Here is a 17504-nt window from a genome sequence, read left to right as displayed (position 1 = left end):
GTGCGGGGGCGCCGGGTCTACTTGTCCAGGTGCGCCAGGAAGTCCAGCAGCGCCGCGTTGACCTCGGCCGGGCGCTCCTGCTGCGTCCAGTGCCCGGTCTCCGGCAGCCGGACGTGCCCGTGCAGCCTGGGCACCCGGCTCAGCAGGTGGTCCAGCACCGCGCGCGGGACCATCGCGTTGACGAGGTCCTGCTCCCCCACCACGAAGAGTGCGGGCACGTCGACCGTCACCCCGGTGAAGGCGGCCAGCAGTTCGGCGTTGCGGTCGAGGTTGCGGTACCAGTTGAGTCCGCCGGTGAAGGCCTTCTCGCCGTGCGGGGCGTAGTCGGCCTCGAAGGCGTCGAGGTCCGCCTCGGTGAGCCAGTCCGGCAGGTGTTCCGGCTCCGGGAGGCTATCCAGCAGTCCCTGGCCCTCGGGGACGATCCACACGCGCGGCGTGCCGTCCGGCGACTTCGCGGACAGGATGCGGCGCAGGCTGGTCCGGACGTCCGCGGCCAGTTCGGTGTCCGCCCGGCCGGGCTCCTGGAAGTAGACCTGGTAGTAGCCCTCGCCGAAGGCCGCCCGGGCGGCCTCCAGCGGCGGCGGCCCGCCCACCGGCAGCGGCGGCACGCTCAGCCCGGCCACCGCGCGCACCAGGTCCGGCCGCAGCGCCGCGGTGGCCCAGGCCACCGGCGCGCCCCAGTCGTGCCCGACCACGACCGCCCGTTCCTCGCCGAGCGCGCCGATCAGCGCCGTCACGTCGCCGACCAGGTGCAGCAGGGTGTACTGGTCCACCCGCTCGGGCCGGTCGCTGCGGGCGAATCCGCGCTGGTCCGGCGCGACGACCCGGTAGCCGGCCTCGGCGAGCGGCGCGAACTGGTGGCGCCAGGAGTACCAGCTCTCCGGAAAGCCGTGCAGCAGCAGGACCAGCGGACCTTCGCCCTGTTCCGCGTAGTGCAGCCGGACGCCGTTCACCTCGATCTCGCCGTGCTTGATCGCGTCGTTCAACTCGCCACTCCCCATCCGGTGAAGACATGCCGTCACTTCCGACCCTGCCCAGCCGACCGTCCCCGGAACCCCGCCGGCTCCGGGCGGTGGAAGCGGCCGAGGCCGCCCCGGAACCCCGGGACGGCCTCGGCCTTGAAGAGGCTGACGTGACGTCAGTTCACGGTGTAGCTGTACGGGATCGCCGCGAGCACCGAACCGGTGGTGTTCAGGACGTTGTTGGCGGTGGCCACGCCGGTCGGGCCGGACACCAGGTACAGCACGCCCTTGACGGTGCTGCCCTTCGGGCCGGTCGGGGTCAGCGTCACCTGGAGCGAGCCGGTGGCGCCGGGGGCGACGGTCACCGGGGTGGCGGCCGCGGCCGAGGCGTTCACCGAGGCGGCGTACGGGTCACCGGTGCTGGAGGTCAGCGCCGGGTCGAAGGCCTGGGTGTGCGCGGTGGCCGTGATGGTGGAGGTGCCGGCGGGCGCGGAGCCGCTGCCGAACGGGCCGATCTGCTGGACGAAGGTGCCCCAGGTGCCGGGGACGACCGGCTGCTCGGCGGTGCCGTTGTCGGTGACCACCGAGACGGTCGAGCCGTCCTGGGCCTTCTTCAGGTCGCCGAACAGGTCCGGTGAGCCGGTGGTGGCGCTCAGCTCGATCTGCGCCGGCGTCGAGGACGCCGCCACGGCCTTGAGCCGGTCGGTGCCCGGGGGCACCAGGAAGGACGGCACCGCGGAGCTCAGGCTCAGCGGCAGGCTGACGGTCGCCGAGGCGCCCTGCGGCACCAGCGCCAGGTCGACCCGGCGGTCCAGCCGGCCGTCGGCCGCGATCCGCTGGGTCGCGACGGTGTTGTTGGTGTAGTTCACCTGGACGGTGACCGGCTTGCCGGCCGCCAGCTTGGTGCGGGCGTCGTTCGGCAGACCGGCCGCGGTGGCCTGGTTCTGGTTGAACGCGACGGTGCCGGTGAAGTCCTGGGCGAGCTCCTGGCCGCTGACCGGGCCGAGCACGTTCAGGACGAACCGCCAGCGGCCGGCGGCCGGGTTGACGGCCGTGGCCGAGACGCCGTTGCCGGTGCCGGCCAGGTTGCCCTGGGCGTCGAACTGCCCGTTGCCCTCGATGTCGACCGGGGTGCCGTTCGGGCTGATCAGCGCGCCCTGCATGAGCAGCTTCGGGTCCTTGCCGACGGTCACGCCGACCCGCAGGTCCTTCTGGCCCTTCGGGACGTCGAAGGCGTACGCGAAGCTCTGGGTCGGCGAGGCGCTGCGGCCGTTTCCACCGGTGATGGTGCCGGTGAAGGCGCCCTTGCCCTGGTTGACCGGGACGAGGCTGCGCAGCACGACCGGGACGCTGGTGGTGTTGCCGTTGGAGCTGGAGACCAGGACGGCCTCGCTGGAGTCACCGCTGGTGGCCGGGGTGGTGAGCTGGACCTTGAGGGTCTTGGTCTGGCCCGGCTTCAGGTCGGTGGTGTTCGGGCTCACGGTGCCGGCCGGCACCGCGCGCTGGGTGGCGGTGCCCAGCTGGACGGCGCCGCTGTAGCCGGCCTTGCCGGCCGGGGTGTAGAGGATCGCGGTCCACTCGCCGGCCACCGGGTGCGGAACGTCCACCAGGCCGAAGTTCGCCGGGGTGGCGCCGCCCTGCGGACGGGTGTTGGTCTCGAAGCGGCCCGAGGGGTCGAGCAGCGTCATGCGGACCACCGGTCCGTTGGTGACCGGGTTGGGCGCGCCCTGCCAGGCGATCGAGGCCGCGAGGCGGTCGGCGCCGGCCGGGACGGTGAACTTGACCTGCTTCTGCACCCAGTCCGCGCCGTTGGTCGCGTACTTGAAGGTGTCCTTCGAGGACGGGTCCAGCTGGACGGTCTGCTGGTTGCCCGACTGCGGGGCGAAGCTGCGGGTCGCGGCGCTCACCGTCTGGGTGGTGTCACTGGTGTTGGTGACGGACACGTCGGCGGTGTGGGTCGAGCCCGGGGCGCCGGCGATGTCGACCTGGCCGGTGTTGACCACGACGGTCTTCGCGCCGTCGGTGCCGTCCCCGTCGTCGTAGCCGCGGGCGGCCTCGACGGCGGCGCGGACGTTCAGCAGGCCGGCGCCCTGCTCCTCGGCCGGCACGCCGAGGTCGGTGGCGGTGCCGGTGAGGAACTTCTTCACCAGCGCCGGGGCGGGCGAGTCGCCGCCGTGGGTGTCGCGGTAGGCCTGGATGACCAGGGCCGCGGCGCCGGTGACGAACGGGGCCGACTGGCTGGTGCCGCCGAACGGCTGGATCGGCGAGGGCTGGCCGTTGTAGCCCGTGCAGTCGGTGTACTTGCTGGTGTCGGGCGTGCACAGCGCCCAGTCCGACTCGCCCGGGGCGACCAGGTCGACGGTCCGGCCGGCCTGGGTGAAGCCGCCCGAGGAGAGCGCGGAGATCCGGCTGTTGCTCCAGGTCCTGTTGGAGAACTGGGAGGCCGCGTAACCGGTCTGCTGGTAGTTCTGGTTGTCGGTGGAGGCGCCGACCGCGATCACGGACGGGTCGGTGGCCGGGGTGCCGACCGTGCCGCTGATGCCGGCGTCACCGCTGGAGACGGCGACGGTGACACCGGCCTTGACGGCCTGCTCGTTGAAGAGCGAGATGGTGTCGTGCGCGCCGCTGTCCGGGGTGACGTTGCCGCCGAAGGACTCGTTCAGCACGTCGACGTGGGCGACCCGCACCGCGTAGTCGATCGACTGCAGGATCGAGGAGTTGGACATCATCTCGCCGCCGGCCTTCAGCGCGACCAGGTCGGCGTCCGGGGCGAGGCCGCGGATGCGGATGTTGCAGCCGGCCGGGAGCGGGTGCGAGGAGTTCACGAACTTGGAGACGTCGTAGACCTGGCGGCCCTGGGCGATGACCGCCGAGGCGTCGCCGAAGGCCTCGGCCGCACCGGTCGGCGCGTCCCAGCCGTCGCCTGCGAAGTCCTGGTAGTCGACCACGGCGTGCGAGCCGTCGGCCCGGATGAAGTCCGGGTTGTTGGGGTCGAGGCCGTCGGCGATGTAGGCGACCTTGACGCCCTTGCCGGTGGCCAGGTCCTCCACGCCGGGCTTGCCGTTGCCGGTGACGGCCCGGGTCGAGTAGAGGCCCTCGGGCTCCAGCAGCGGCTTGCTCGGGTCGGAGGGGCAGACCGTGTTGGTCGCGTTCTCCTCCGCCCCCTGGCCGTTACTGCCCGAAACGGCCTGCGGAGCGGCATCGGCCTTGGGCGCCTTGGCGCCGGCGGCGGCCGCGTCCTTGGCCGCCTTCGCCTTTCCGGCGGCCGCCGGGGCGACCTGGACCTGGGCGTCGGCCACCACGGTGGAGACGGCCGGGTCCGCCTGGAGCTGGGCGCGCAGAGCGGGGCTGACCGTGGCCGAGAAGGCGTTGCCGACCACGAAGCTCTTGATGTCGGTGCCGCCGGCCGCCTTGACCTTCTTCAGCAGCGGCGCCTGCGCGTCGGCGGTCTTCTGCTGCCGGGCGCCGAGGTGGCCGTGGTCGGCCGGGGCGTCCGCGATCTGGTCCTTCAGAATCACGATCACCGGCACCGGGGCCCCGTCCGCGGACGCCGCCTGGGCGTTCTGCGGGTCGGGGGCCGGGGCCGCGCTCGCCATGGTCCCGAGGCTCAGGACCATCGACGCGGCGGTGACCGTGACGGCCGCCGCCAGCTGGGTTTTCCGCCAGCCGATCATATAAATCCTCTCGTCAGATGGATAGCTGACGCATTCCAACGCACCTGAGAGGATCACGACAAGGGGGTAAATCCCCATCAGAAAGTAAAGTTGACCATCAATCAGTAAAATTCGCGGAGGAAATCGGGCCGAATCATCATCTTTCAGCCGATCGGCCCTTACCGGCCCCGGAGCGACTCCATCACGAGACGGGCGGTGGCGAGTCCCTTCCCGCGCCACCGCCCGGCGAAACGACCTGCCCGGCGAACCGGCGCGTCCGGCTCCTGCCGAGACCGCCGCCCACCCGCCGTCCGGCCCGTCCGGCCCACCCGCCGTCCGACCCGTCCGGCCCGTCCCGGTCAGTACCCGGCCAGCCGCTCCTGAGCGTCCGCCAGGTCCTCGGCGGTCGGCGCGTCGTCCTGGGTCAGCCGGTGGCGCCAGTAGCCGGTGAAGTCGACGGACGCCTTCGGCACCCCGCGCTCCTCGACCAGGTGGCGGCGCAGCGCCCGGACCGCCCCCGCCTCGCCGGCCAGCCAGGCGAACGGCCGGCCCGGCGGCAGCTCGGCGGACCGGACGGCCCCGGTCAGCACGGCGCCCGGGGCGGCGCCGTCCCGGTGCAGCCAGTGCACGACGAGGCCCTCCGGCCCCTCCAGCGGCTGCCGCTCGGCCTCGTCCGCGACCTCGACGTACGCCACCGCCGGCACCCCGGCGGGCAGCGCTCCGACCAGCGTCGCGAGCGCCGGCAGCGCGGTCTCGTCACCGGCCAGCAGCACCCAGTCGGCCGCCGCTGCGGCCTCGGCGAACGGGACCGCCGGGGCGTACAGCGCGGAGGGGCCGACCATCCCGAGCCGGTCCCCCGGCGCGGCCCGCAGCGCCCAGGCGGCGGCCGGCCCGGTGTCGCCGTGCAGCACGAAGTCGATCTCGACCAGCCGGGTGCCGGGGCGCCGGCCGCGCAGGGTGAAACCGCGCAGCAGCGGGCGCCGCTCCTCGGGGATCGCCAGGTAGGCCCGGTACCAGCCCGTCGGGTCGTCCTGCCGGGCGGGCAGTACCGGCTCGCGCTGGCCGGGGCGGGGGAAGCAGAGCTTGAGCTGCTGGTCGGGGGCGGTACCGACGGCGTCGGGCAGTTCCTCGGCGGCGAAGGTGATCCGGGCGGTGCGCGGCGTGATCCGGCGGACCTCGACGACCTCGACGAAGGTGACGGGCAATGTCATCGCGAAACCCCTTCGATTGGTAACCTTACGGCATAAAGAGTTGCCGCAGGGGCGATACTTTACGCCATAAGGAGATGTCGGATGACCGTCTACGCCGGACAGGGCGACGCCCATCGCTCGCTCGCCCTGCTCTGGGGTGCGCCCGCGGAACCGCGCACCGGGCGCAGCGGCCCCAAGCCGGGCCTGAGCGTGGACGCGATCGTGTCGGCCGGAATCGCGGTGGCCGACGCCGGGGGCATGGCCGCACTGTCGATGCGCGCCGTGGGCGAACGGCTCGGCCGCACCGCGATGGCGCTCTACACCTACGTGCCCGGCAAGGCCGAACTGCTCGACCTGATGCACGACCGGGTGCTCGCCGAGCTCCCGGTCGAACGCCCGGCCGAACGCCCAGCCGAATACCCCTCCGAACTCCCCGGTGAGCGCCCCGCCGAATACCCGTCCGGACTCCCCGACGGACTCCCGGACGACCCCTTTCCCGCCGAGGACTGGAGGGGGGCCGTCACCGCCTGGGCCGAGAACCTGTACGCCTGCTACCTGCGCCACCCCTGGGTGCTCCAGGTCTCGCAGGCCCGCCCGGTGCTCGGCCCCGCCGAACTCGCCGCGATGGAGGCGCTGTTGCGCGCGCTGCGACCGGCCGCGCCGGCTCCCCGACGGCTGCGCGGGGCGGTCGCCGCACTCTGGCAGTTCGTCCGCGGCCTGGCCGCCACCACCGCCGACGCGCGCGGCGCGGCCGCCGCGACCGGCGTCACCGACGAGGACTGGTGGGCCGGCCGCTCCGCCCGACTGGTCGAACTCGCCCCGGACTTCGCGGAACGCTTCCCCCTGCTCGTCGCCCTGCAGAGCGGAGGCGGCGCCCCGGAGGACGGCCACCTGGAGGCCTTCCGCAGCGGGCTCACCGTGCTGCTCGACGGCATCGCGGCGGAGGGCCTCCCGACGGATCCGCGGTGACGCGGTCCGGGGAGCCGAGGACCGGGCCGTTACGGGCGGTGCGGTCCCTGGGCTCGGGTACCGCCGCCCGGGGCATCGCCGCTCCGAGCCGGCCCAAATAACTTCTTTCCGCAGGCAGGCAACCCGCCCCGTCACCCATCGCGTTCAGCAGCCGTGAGAATGAGACCACCACCGCGGCCGACCAGGCCGCCGCAGCGAACGGGAACGGCACGAGCACCATGGCGGGGACAGCACGATGAGGGACGCGACACAGGACCGGCTGCAGACCGCACTGGCCAAGGTCTGGCCCAAGTGGGAGCGGATCGCCCCCGACCGTCCCGAGGCGTACCTGCGCAAGGTCCTGGTCAACTGCCACGTCTCCTGGTGGCGCCGCCGCTGGACCGGGGAACTGCCGCACGGCGAACTGCCGGACCGGCCGCGCTAACCGTGCCGGGCGGCGGGGAGCGCCAGCAGGACACCGAGCACCACCAGGGTGGCGTACCCGGCGATCTCGTGGCCCGCCGGCACCAGGACCCGGACGAAGCCGAACAGCCGGAAGCCCTCGATCCAGGTGGACAACAGGCCCGAGGCGCCGCCGACGATCAACACCGAACCGAGGCAGCCGAGCAGGGTCTTCATGCCCCCGAGCCTAGGAAGGCGGCCGGTCGCCGGACGTCCGACTTTCGGTGCGGACCCGCGCCACCAAAGTCGTCCCTTCCGCACGGGTCCGCACGGCTCCGGGCGGCCCCTCGGGCTCCGCACGCGTCCGCAGAACTCCGGACGGAGCAGCAGGCCCGGCGGCCCGGCGGCGGCCCGGGTACGTTCGCCGTGTGCAGCCCAAGCGTGAGCAGCAGAAGTCCCCGTACGTCACCAGGGCCGCGGCCGGCACCGCCGCCTGTGCCGCCCTGGTGCTCTCCGTCGTCGCCCCGGCGGCCCTCGCCCAGGACTCCGTCCCCGCCGTCGGCGGGGAACGGCTCGGCCGCCCGGCCGTCCAGGTCGAGCCGCTCGCCGGGGCGCCGGCCCTGCCGTCCGAACTGACCGGCCGCTCCTGGCTGGTCGCCGACGCGGCCACCGGCGAGGTGCTCGCCGCCCGTGACGCCCACCTGCCGTTGCCCCCGGCCAGCACCCTCAAGATGCTGTTCGCGGACACCGTGCTGCCCAAGTTCGACCGGGGCCTGGAGCACAAGGTCACCACGGCCGAACTCGCCGACCTCGGCGCCGGCAGCAGCCTGGTCGGCGTCAAGGAGAACCTGGCCTACCGGGTCGAGGACCTCTGGCGGGGCGTCTTCCTCAGTTCCGGCAACGACGCCGTCCACGTCCTCTCCCACATGAACGGCGGCATCCAGCGGACCGTCACCGAGATGCAGGAGCGCGCCCGGGCCCTCCAGGCCCGGGACACCCATGTGGTCTCCCCCGACGGCTACGACATGGACGGCCAGGTCTCCTCCGCCTACGACCTCACGCTCTTCGCCCGGGCCGGGCTGCGCAACACCGACTTCCGCTCCTACTGCTCCACCCGCACCGCGAGCTTCCCCGGCGGGCTGGACAAGACCACCGGCCGGCGCACCAGCTTCGACATCGCCAACACCGACCGGCTGCTCGGCAAGTACCCCGGCCTGATCGGCGTCAAGAACGGCTACACCACCAACGCGGGCGCCACCTTCACCGGCGCCGCCGAACGCGACGGCCGCACCCTGCTGGTGACGGTGATGCACCCCGAGGCGCAGGGCAAGGTGTACGACGAGGCCGCCAGCCTGCTCGACTGGGGCTTCGCGGCCGCCGGGAAGGTCCAGCCGGTCGGCAAACTGGTCGACGAGCCCGCCGGCCCCTCGCCCTCCCCGTCCGCCGGGGCCGAGGCCGAGGCCGTCGACCAGCTCCCGCCCTGGTCCCGCCCGCCGGTGGCCGGCAGCTCCGACTCCGGCTTCGCCGCCGCCGTCTGGACCGCCGCGGCCCTCGGCACCGCGCTCGCCGCCTGGGCCACCGCCCGCACCGCCGCCCGCCGCCAAGCCGCGCCCGCCCCGGCCGTCCCCCTCCCCGCGTACGGCGGGGGCGGCGCGACCTCCGTCGGGGGCGCCACCGGCGTCGGTGGCCGCGGCCGGCGCCGCGTGGTCCGCCAAGCCCGCACGCTGGTCCGCAGCGCCCGGTCCCGCGCCCGAACCCACCGCGCCGGATCCGACTGACCGGCGAGGAGGGTACCCGGCCGGGTTCCGGTGCACCGCCCTCTAGACTTCCGGCCATGACCACGCCCGACCCCTCCGCCGCGGACCGGCTCTCCCGGATCGTCCGGCTCTCCTCCGGGAGCTACCTGCTCGTCACCACCTACAAGAAGGACGGCAGCACCGTGCCGACCCCGGTGTGGGTGGTGCGTGACGGGCAGGCGCTCGGCGTCTGGACCGTCGCGGACTCCTGGAAGGTCAAGCGGATCCGCAACCGCGCGGACGTGCTGGTCGGCCCCTGCGACGTCAAGGGCAACCCGACCGGCGACCAGTACCCCGCCACCGCCGAGATCCTCGGCCCCGAGCGCACCGCCGCGTACCGCACGCTGCTGCGCCAGAAGTACGGCCTGCTCGGCGTGCTCACCCTGCTCGGCAGCCGGCTGCGGCGCGGCGAGCGCGGCACCGTCGGCATCCGGATCACGCTCGCGGACTGAGCTACGGGTGCGGGCCCGCCAGCACGCTGGGCAGCCCGACGAACTCCGACTCCGGCCCGAACCGCTCCTCCAGCCCGTCCGCCAGGGCGTTCAGCGCGGCCGCGGCCCGGCGCGTGCCCGCGGCGGGGCGCGGGGCGACGACGTGGCAGGCTGGCGGCCATGGACGAGAACGCGGCCGGGCCGCTCCCCCTGCTGGTCGTCGACGGCGCGAACGTGGTCGGCTCCGTGCCGGACGGCTGGTGGCGGGACCGGCGGGGCGCCGCCGAGCGGCTGCGGGACGGGCTGGTCGCGGTGGCCGCCCGGGGCGTGCCGGAGCTGCCCGGCCCGCTGGAGGTGGTCCTGGTGGTGGAGGGCGCGGCCCGGGGCGTCGACGGGGTGGCCGGGGTGCGGGTGGTCGGGGCGAGCGGCAGCGGGGACGACCGGATCGTGGAGCTGGTCCGCGCGGCCCGTACCGAGGCCCCGGAGCGGACCTGCCTGGTGGTCACCGCCGACCGTGAACTGCGCTCCCGGGTCGGCGCGTTGGGCGCCGGGGCGACCGGGCCGCGCAGTGTGCGGAGCTGACTGCTCCCAGGGGTGGCCGCCGTCCTGGCCGCTCTCCAGCAGCGGGATCAGTTCGAAGGACGCGTCGCCGAGGCCGCCGAGGGTGTAGCGGCGCGTGCCGGGACGTCCTCGGGGACGGGCGCATCGGAGGCGCCGTCCCGGACGCCACCCGGTCGGGCCGCAACTCGTCATCCGATTGTTCGCGCCACTGTTTCGGACCGTACGGGAACCGTTCCGCGGTCGTGTCCGACTGCTGGGGGGTGAGTGCGAAGTCGCCGGGTGTCCGGCCGTTGAGTGTGCTGGCGGGGTTCCTCCTGCTGCTGGTGGTGGTGTTCGTGGTGGCCTACGGAGTGGGCCGGCAGGTGGGGCCGGTGGCGCCCGGGCTGCGGCCGAGCGGCGGGGGCGGGGCGTCCCCCGGAATGGGTGGGCACGACATGGGCGGGATGCGGTGAGCGCCGTCGCCGAGCCCGTGGTCGCCACCGATCTGGCAGTCGGCGGGATGACCTGCGCCGCCTGCGTGGGCCGGGTGGAGAAGCGGCTGGCCCGGATCGACGGGGTGACGGCCGGGGTGAACCTGGCGACCGGGCGGGCCCGGGTGCTGCACCCGGCCGGGATCCCGGTCGCGGAACTGGTGGCGGCGGTCGAGCGGGCGGGCTGCACCGCCGAGCCGCTGCCCGCGGGGGTTCCGGTCGGAATGGCGGCCGAGGAGCCGGACGAGCGGTGGCGGCTGCTGGTCACCGCCCTGCTGGCCGTCCCGGTGCTGGTGCTGTCGATGGTGCCGTCGGCGCAGTTCACCGCCTGGCAGTGGGTCTGCTTCGCGCTCGCCGTCCCGGTGGTGACCTGGGGGTCGGCCGGTTTCCACAGCCGGGCCCTGCGGGGGCTGCGGCACGCGGCGGCGACCATGGACACCCTGGTCAGTCTGGGTGTGGTGGCCTCCTTCGGCTGGTCTGCGTACGCGCTGTTCCTCGGCGGGGCCGGCGATCCGGACATGCGGATGCCGTTCTCGCTGACCGCCGACGGCGGCGGCACCGCGCACGTGTACCTGGAGGCGGCGGTCGGCGTACCGCTGTTCGTGCTGGCCGGGCGGCTGCTGGAGGGCCGGGTGCGCCGGCGCAGCGGGTCCGCGCTGCGGGCGCTGGCCGAGCTGGGCGCCAAGCAGGTGTGCCTGCGCGGGGCGGACGGCGAGGAGCGCCTGGTGCCGATCGAACTGCTCCTGCCCGGGCAGGAGTTCGTGGTGCGGCCGGGCGAGCGGGTGGCCACCGACGGGGTGGTGGTCGAAGGGGGTTCGGCGCTCGATCTGAGCCTGCTGACCGGGGAGAGCGTGCCGGTCGAGGTCGGCCCGGGCGCCGTGGTGGCGGGTGCGACGGTCAACGTGGGCGGCGCCCTGGTGGTCCGGGCCACGGCCGTCGGCGCGGACACCCAACTGGCCCGGATCACCGCGCTGGTGGCGCAGGCCCAGGCCGGCAAGGCGCGGGCGCAGCGGCTGGCGGACGCGGTGGCCGGGGTGTTCGTGCCCTGCGTGCTGGCGATCGCGGCGAGCGTGCTGGGCTTCTGGCTGGGCGCGGGCGCGGCCCCGCAGGCGGCGGTGACGGCGGCGGTCGCGGTGCTGGTGGTGGCCTGCCCGTGCGCGCTCGGGCTGGCCACACCGACGGCGCTGCTGGCGGCGACCGGGCGGGGCGCGGAACTGGGCGTGCTGGTGCGCGGCCCGGAGGTGCTGGAGAGCCTGCGCCGGGTGGACACGGTGGTGATGGACAAGACCGGGACACTGACCACCGGACGGATGGAGCTGGCGGCCGTCACCACCGCCGACGGCCTCGCGCAGGACGAGGCCCTGCGGTTGGCCGGCGCGGTCGAGCACCGCTCCGAGCACCCGATCGGCCGGGCCGTCGCGGCGGCGGCCCGGGAGCGCTGCGGGCCGCCGCCGGCCGTGGACGGCTTCGCGGCCACCACCGGGCTCGGGGTGTCCGGGACGGTCGAGGGCCGGGCCGTGCGGGTGGTGCGGCCGGACGACTCCGTCCTGCCGCCGGCCCTGGCCGAAGCGGCCGCGCAGGCCGCGGAGGAGGGCCGTACGGCCGTCGCGGTCGAGCTGGACGGGCGGCCGGCAGCCGTCCTGGTGGTCGGCGACACCCTGCGATCGGGCAGCTGGCGGGCGCTCCACCGGCTGCGCGGGCTGGGCCTGGAGACCGTCCTGCTGACCGGGGACGGCCCGGGCGCCGCGCGGGCGGTGGCGGCCGAGCTGGGCATCGAGCGGGTGCACGCCTCGGCCTCCCCCGAGCGCAAGGCCGAGGTGGTGGCCGAACTGCGCGCCGCCGGACGGACGGTGGCGGTGGTCGGCGACGGTGTCAACGACGCGGTGGCCCTGGCCTCGGCGGACCTCGGAGTGGCGCTGGCCTCCGGCAGCGACGCCGCGATCGGCGCGGCCGGGCTGACCCTGGTGGGCGGCGACATCGAGGCGGTGGTGGACGCCGTACGGCTGGCGCGGCAGACCCTGGCGACCATCCGGGCCAATCTGCTCTGGGCCTTCGGCTACAACCTGGTGCTGATCCCGCTGGCGGCGGTCGGGCTGCTCAACCCGATGCTGGCGGCGGTCGCGATGTCGCTCAGCTCGCTGCTCGTGGTGGGCAACAGCCTGCGGCTGCGCACCTGGGAGCCGGGGCGGGGACAGCGCCGGGGAGGACGGCGGTGAGGGGCGTGAAGGACAGGAAGGGTGCGAAGGACGTGACAGGTATGACAGGTGTGACAGGTGCGAGGAGCAGGGCGGCGGCGAGGGCCGCCGGGCGTCTCGCGGTGGCCGGCCCGCCGGTCGGCGCGGCGGCCCTGGCCCTGGTCCTGCTCACCGGGTGGACGGCGGTCGGCGGGGCCGGCCGCGCCCTCCCGGTGACGGCCGAACCGGGCTGGGTGCTGCTGCCGACGGCGGGAGCGGCCTCCGCCACGGCGGCCTTCTTCACGGTCCGCAATCCGGGCGATGTTCCCGACGAACTGACCGGCGCCTCCTGGGAGTTCGGCGGCCGGATCACGCCGAAGCGGCACCTGCACCAGGGCGCGGCGGGCCGCTGGGAGCCGGCCTCGGCGCTGCCGGTGCCGGGCCGCGGCGAACTGCGGATGACCCCGGAGGACGCGGACCTGATGATCGCCGGGCCGCCGCCGCTGCGGGCCGGCCAGTGGGTGGAGTTCACCCTCACCTTCCGGCACAGTCCGTCGCTGCGGCTCGCCGCCCAGGTGCTGCCCGCGGCCGAACGGCCGCGCTGACCGTCCCCGAAGGCCCCTGGGGCCGGGGAGACGCTCCGGGAGACGACCGCCCGGGGCAGGGCGCTCGACTCAGGCGGGACGCTCCCCGAGCGTCTCCTCGACCGTCCGCCGCGGGGTCGCCGCACCGGGCGGGCCGTAGCCGGCCCGCAGCACCAGCTGGACGTGGCCCGGCCCGGCGGCCGGGTCGCGCAGCGCCCAGCGAATGTCCGGCCACTCGATCGCCTGGTGCCAAATGGTGAGCCGGACGCCGTGCACCGTGGCCAGCAGCCAGACCCGCTCCAGCGCCTGCCCGGTGCGCAGCCAGTCCAGCGGGCCGTCGCCGGGGGTGGTGAGGGTGCACAGCTGGGGCAGCGCCTCGAACCGCCGGGAGGGCTGCACGGGCGCCTCCGGCGGGCGGCCGGCGAACTCGCGCATCGGCACCCGAGCGTCGTGGTCCTGCGGGCCGAGCGCGGCCTGCGGGATGCCGTCCTCGGCGGTGCCGTCGTCGGACCGCAGCCAGGCGCGGGACTCGGCGACGCGGTCCGGGTCGGCGGCGATGCGGCGCTCGGCCTCGGCGGTCAGCGCCTGCACCCGCCGTACGCCGTCCTCCTCCAGTGCGGCGAGCGCGACGCCCTCCTCGCGGGCGGCGGCCATCAGCTCGCCGATCACCGCCTCGGGGACGTCGCGCTGGGTGAAGGGCTCGCGGCTGGAGTGCCGGGCGGCGATCGCGGGGTAGAGGTCGCGGCCGAAGGGCGTCTCCTCGACGGCCGGCCGGGAGAGGTCGAGCACGGCGAGCAGGCCGGGCTCGGCGGCCTCCGGCAGCAGCCGGACCTGCGGTTCCCGGTCCAGCCGACCGGCCGCCACCCTCAGGTTGAACACGGCCGCGCCGACCGCGATGTGCACCGCGGCGCCGACCGGGTCGGCCAGGGGTACGGAACGCCCGGTGTCGGCGTGCACGGCGAGCCCGCGCCCGTCCGGGGTCGGCACGAAGCGCCAGGGCTGGCTGTTGTGCAGCGAGGGCGCCGCGCCGCCGGCCGCGGCGAGCAGGCGCAGGTCGGCCGTACTGAGCATCTGGGTGAGAGCCGGGTCGAGCGTCATGGCGATCCACTCCTTCAACCGCGAGGCTTCGGCTTCAACTGCGGGGTTCGGCTGCACGGGGCCCGCGGGTCCCGCTGCTTTCGAGCGTGCGCGCCCCGACCGGTCCGGGGACAGGGCCCAAGGGCCCCGTCCTCGCGGCCGCCGGGCCGGGGCCACCCGCTCGGGAGGCCCCGGCGGGAGGCGGTCGGGCCCGTCCGGTGGATCGGGACGGGGGCGGATCCACCGGACGGGCCGTCCATCACCCGTGCGGAACGACCGCGACGGGGGCCTCGGCGTGGTGCAGGACGGCGTGCGCGACCCGGCCGAGCCGGGGCCCGAACTCGACCGGGCGGCGGCCCCGGCCGACCACGACCAGCGCGGCGCCGGCGGAGGCCTCGACCAGGGCGCGGGCGGCGCCGATCTGCACGTCCTCGACCACCTCCACCTCCGGGTGCTGCTCGCGCGGACCGGCCAGGGCGAGCGAGAGCAGCTTGGCCTCCAGCGCCTCCAGCTGGGCGAGCTCGGCCGCCGGGACGGCGCCGCCCGCGTAGCCGAACACCGGCGGCAGCTCCCAGCCGTGCACCGCCCGGACCCGGGCGCCGCGCAGGGCCGCCTCCCGGAAGGCGAAGGCGAGCACCTCGGTCTCGGGGGTGTGGGCGTCGACGCCGACCACCACCTCGCCCGCGCCGGCCTCGCCCTCCTCGCGCACCACGACCAGTGGCACGGTGCTGCGCCCGGCCACCGACATGCTGACCGAGCCCAGCAGCAGGCCGGTGAAGCCGCCGCGGCCGCGCGAGCCGAGCACCAGCAGCTCCGCCTCCGCGGCGGCGGCCAGCAGGCCGTCCACCGGTGCGTCCAGGACGGCGTCGGTCTCCACGGCCAGGTCGGGGTGCCGGCCGCGGATGTCCGCGGCGGCCTCGGCGAGGGTGCGGCGGACGGCCTCGGGCAGGTCGTCCGCGTCGGCGAAGGAGGACACGCCGTCGGTCAGCCACGGCCAGGCGTGCACCAGGCGCAGCGAGGCGCCCCGGCGCACCGCCTCGGCGGCGGCCCAGTGGGCGGCCGCGGCGCTCTGCGGCGATCCGTCGACCCCGGCCAGCACGGTTGACGTCATGACTGTTCCTCCACACTGTCGACAGGTCGTCGACGCTCGGCGGTTCGGTGCGGGCCGCGGTGTGCTCTGACGCCCCGTCCGCTCCTCCCCCACCCTGGCAGCGACGCGCGGCCCGGCGGCAGAGGCCTCAGGACCCTGCGCGGCGGGACGAAAGGCCCGCCCGAGGGAGCCTACGGCCGACCCCGCCGTCCCCACCACCGACACCGGGGCACTACCGTGAACACGGCAATCCCGCTGGTCGGACGGCACCCGAGTCGGGTCGGGCGGTGGGGGCGGCCGTCCGCGGGGCGGACGGGGCGCGTCCGGACGGTGGACGGGCCGGTCAGGGCAGCACGACGAGGAGGACAGCGGTGGGCGGAGCGGACGGCAGCGCGGCGGGTGGCGGCGCGCGGATGCCACGGCTGCGCCTGGACGAGCTGCTGGAGGAGCTCCAGTGGCGGATCGACGCGGCGCGCGGCACCCAGAACCGGGTGCACAGCCTGTTGGAGGCGGTGCTGGCGGTCGGGCGGGAGCTGGACCTGGCGCAGGCGCTGCACCGGATCGTGGAGGCCGCCGCCGATCTGGTGGACGCCCGGTACGGGGCGCTCGGGGTGATCGGGCCGGACGGGCACACGCTGTCGCAGTTCCTGACGGTGGGCCTGACGGAGGAGGAGATCGCCGAGATCGGCCCGCCGCCGTCGGGCCGGGGCATCCTGGGCGAGCTGATCCGCGAGCCGCGGCCGCTGCGCTGCCCGGTGCTGTCCGACCACCCGGCCTCGGTGGGCTTCCCGTCGAACCATCCGCCGATGCACACCTTCCTGGGGGTGCCGGTGCGGGTGCACGGCGAGGTGTTCGGCAACCTCTACCTGACGGACAAGCGCGGCGGGCTGGACTTCGACGAGGACGACGAGGCGGTGATCTCCACGCTGGCGGTCGCGGCCGGTGTGGCGATCGACAACGCCCGGCTGTACGAGGAGGCGCAGCTGCGTCAGCGCTGGCTGCGGGCGAGCACCGAGATCACCCGCAGTCTGCTGTCGGGGGCGCCGCGGCTGGAGGTGGTCGAGCTGATCGCCCGTCGGGCGCGGGAGATCTCGGGCGCCGAGCTGGCGGACGTCTCGGTGGCGCTGGCCGGTCCGGAGGAGCGGGCCGAGGAGTTGACGGTGGAGGTCGCGCTGGGTGGCACGCCGTCCGCGCGGCTGGGGGTGACGGTGCCGGTGGACGGCACGCTGTCGGGTGCCGCGTACGCCTCCGGCTCGCCGGCCACCAGTGACGAGCTGGCCTGCGACACCCGCTTCCCGGCCGGTCCGGCGGGCCGCTTCGACGGGCTGGGCGCGGCGGTGGCGGTGCCGCTGGGTACGGGTACCGGGTACGGGCGGGGCGTGCTGCTGCTGGCCCGGGCGCAGGGTCAGCCGGCGTTCGGGCCGGAGGAGACCGGTCCGCTGCTGGGCTTCGCCGACCAGGCGGCGCTGGCCCTGGAGCTGGCCGAACGGCGGCGTGACGCCGAGCAGTTGAACCTGCTGGAGGACCGCGACCGGATCGCCCGGGACCTGCACGACCTGGCGATCCAGCGGCTGTTCGCGACCGGGATGACGCTGCAGAGCGCGGGCCGGCTGATCGAGAGCCGGGCGGCGGCGGACCGGGTGGCCCGGGCGGTGGCCGACCTGGACGAGACCATCAAGATCATTCGCTCGACCATCTTCGGTCTGCGCGCCCACAGCGAGCCCGACCGCGGCCTGCGCGCCCGCGCCACCCGGGTGGTCACCGACGCCCAGGGCCCGCTCGGCTTCCCGCCCCGGCTGAGCATGGAGGGCCTGCTGGACACCGACGTGCCGCAGGAGCTGGCCGGGCACGTGGTCGCGGTCCTCGCCGAGGCGCTCAGCAACGCCGCCCGGCACGCCAAGGCATCCCGGGTCGAGGTGACGCTGCGCGCCCTGGCCGGGCGGGTGGCGCTGAGCGTGACGGACGACGGCGTCGGCGTGCCCGAGGGCGGGCGGCGCAGCGGGCTGCGCAACCTGGCCGAGCGCGCCGACCGGGTCGGCGGCTCCTTCACCGTCGACCCGGCCGAGGGCGGCGGCACCCGGCTGGTCTGGGAGGCCCCGATCGGGTCCTGAGGTCCTCCCGCCACCTGCCACCCGCCTCCCGTCAGCCGTCAGCCGTCAGCCGTCA

15 protein-coding genes are annotated in these 17504 nt (G+C 75.4%); 9 read left to right on the top strand and 6 right to left on the bottom strand.

The annotated features are described in order from the left end of the window. Positions 1-17 precede the first annotated feature (17 nt). The 3 genes from ACWGJO_RS18710 to ACWGJO_RS18700 form a co-directional block, all read right to left on the bottom strand. The gene (locus tag ACWGJO_RS18710; protein ID WP_452185071.1) at positions 18-986 is read right to left on the bottom strand and encodes an alpha/beta fold hydrolase; all 969 of its coding nucleotides are present in this window, start codon (positions 984-986) and stop codon (positions 18-20) included. Positions 987-1138: 152 nt separating this feature from the next. Then, entirely contained in the window at positions 1139-4636 is a 3498-nt protein-coding gene (locus ACWGJO_RS18705; RefSeq protein WP_452185069.1) for a S8 family serine peptidase, read from the bottom strand. A 338-nt stretch (positions 4637-4974) separates the two neighbouring features. Then, a complete protein-coding gene (locus tag ACWGJO_RS18700) occupies positions 4975-5826 on the bottom strand; it encodes a siderophore-interacting protein (RefSeq protein WP_452185067.1) in 852 nt (283 codons plus the stop codon). 81 nt (positions 5827-5907) lie between these two features. Here ACWGJO_RS18700 and ACWGJO_RS18695 point away from each other — a divergent pair, with 81 nt between their 5' ends. Both ACWGJO_RS18695 and ACWGJO_RS18690 read left to right on the top strand, forming a co-directional pair. Beyond that, entirely contained in the window at positions 5908-6774 is an 867-nt protein-coding gene (locus ACWGJO_RS18695) for a TetR/AcrR family transcriptional regulator (RefSeq protein WP_452185065.1), read from the top strand. Positions 6775-7009: 235 nt separating this feature from the next. Beyond that, positions 7010-7198, top strand: coding sequence for a hypothetical protein (locus ACWGJO_RS18690; protein WP_452185064.1), 189 nt, complete (start codon positions 7010-7012; stop codon positions 7196-7198). Here ACWGJO_RS18690 and ACWGJO_RS18685 read toward each other — a convergent pair. Continuing rightward, on the bottom strand, positions 7195-7392 hold the full coding sequence (locus tag ACWGJO_RS18685; protein ID WP_452185062.1) for a hypothetical protein: 198 nt from the start codon (positions 7390-7392) through the stop codon (positions 7195-7197). The two genes, ACWGJO_RS18690 and ACWGJO_RS18685, sit on opposite strands and share 4 nt — an antisense overlap. A gap of 191 nt (positions 7393-7583) precedes the next feature. On the opposite strand from ACWGJO_RS18685, the gene ACWGJO_RS18680 reads away from it, so the two are divergent. From ACWGJO_RS18680 to ACWGJO_RS18655, 6 genes are all read left to right on the top strand, one after another. Continuing rightward, positions 7584-8933 carry a D-alanyl-D-alanine carboxypeptidase family protein gene (locus ACWGJO_RS18680; protein ID WP_452185061.1) on the top strand — a complete coding sequence of 450 codons (1350 nt, stop codon included), beginning with the start codon at positions 7584-7586 and terminating at the stop codon, positions 8931-8933. Between the two features lie 56 nt (positions 8934-8989). Continuing rightward, complete coding sequence (locus tag ACWGJO_RS18675; RefSeq protein WP_452185059.1) at positions 8990-9403, top strand: PPOX class F420-dependent oxidoreductase; 414 nt, start codon at positions 8990-8992, stop codon at positions 9401-9403. A 159-nt stretch (positions 9404-9562) separates the two neighbouring features. Continuing rightward, positions 9563-9964, top strand: a complete 402-nt coding sequence (locus ACWGJO_RS18670; RefSeq protein ID WP_452185057.1) for an NTP pyrophosphohydrolase — start codon at positions 9563-9565, stop codon at positions 9962-9964. Between the two features lie 269 nt (positions 9965-10233). Further along, entirely contained in the window at positions 10234-10395 is a 162-nt protein-coding gene (locus ACWGJO_RS18665; RefSeq protein WP_359900935.1) for a hypothetical protein, read from the top strand. Further along, positions 10392-12629: a heavy metal translocating P-type ATPase gene (locus tag ACWGJO_RS18660; RefSeq protein WP_452185055.1), complete on the top strand. Its 2238-nt coding sequence runs from the start codon at positions 10392-10394 to the stop codon at positions 12627-12629. The genes ACWGJO_RS18665 and ACWGJO_RS18660 overlap by 4 nt, the downstream gene beginning before the upstream one ends. Positions 12630-12670: 41 nt before the next feature. After that, entirely contained in the window at positions 12671-13192 is a 522-nt protein-coding gene (locus ACWGJO_RS18655; protein WP_452185053.1) for a copper chaperone PCu(A)C, read from the top strand. Positions 13193-13261: 69 nt separating this feature from the next. Here ACWGJO_RS18655 and ACWGJO_RS18650 read toward each other — a convergent pair whose 3' ends face one another. Both ACWGJO_RS18650 and ACWGJO_RS18645 read right to left on the bottom strand, forming a co-directional pair. Beyond that, entirely contained in the window at positions 13262-14269 is a 1008-nt protein-coding gene (locus tag ACWGJO_RS18650) for an Acg family FMN-binding oxidoreductase (RefSeq protein WP_452185051.1), read from the bottom strand. A 238-nt stretch (positions 14270-14507) separates the two neighbouring features. Beyond that, positions 14508-15359, bottom strand: a complete 852-nt coding sequence (locus ACWGJO_RS18645; protein WP_452185049.1) for a universal stress protein — start codon at positions 15357-15359, stop codon at positions 14508-14510. A gap of 392 nt (positions 15360-15751) precedes the next feature. Here ACWGJO_RS18645 and ACWGJO_RS18640 point away from each other — a divergent pair, with 392 nt between their 5' ends. Then, positions 15752-17449, top strand: a complete 1698-nt coding sequence (locus ACWGJO_RS18640) for a sensor histidine kinase (protein WP_452185115.1) — start codon at positions 15752-15754, stop codon at positions 17447-17449. The last annotated feature ends 55 nt before the right edge of the window (positions 17450-17504 follow it).

Source organism: Kitasatospora sp. NPDC054795 (assembly GCF_053611565.1).
Note: the sequence above shows the minus strand (reverse complement) of the source record. Positions and strands in the feature narration are given on the sequence as shown.